1 pseudogene is annotated in these 235 nt (G+C 67.2%); it reads right to left on the bottom strand.

Going from position 1 to position 235, the window contains the following annotated elements:
* Window positions 1-235 (bottom strand): annotated as a pseudogene (locus AC0IX4_RS23360) (ferredoxin reductase); the annotation flags it as partial.

The following is a 235-nucleotide window of genomic DNA, read 5'->3' as shown; positions in this document are numbered from 1 at the left end:
GGTCGCGGCTGTGCACGGAATGGAGGACGACGCCGTCGTGCAGGGCGCCCATGTGGTCGAGTTCTCGCAGCATGCTCATGAGCGGCGTGATGCCACTGCCCGCGCTGATGTAGAGCAGCTTGGCCGGCACGGGATCGGGCCGGGTGAAGACGCCCTCGATCTCGCTCAGTCGCTCGATGTCGCCCGCCTTGATGCCCTGAACCAGGTACGGGGACACGGTGCCCTCGGGAACCAG

It is taken from the genome of Rhodococcus sp. AC861 (assembly GCF_979256035.1).
The sequence above is the reverse complement of the archived record's forward strand: the minus strand, read 5'-3'. Positions and strand labels throughout refer to the sequence as shown.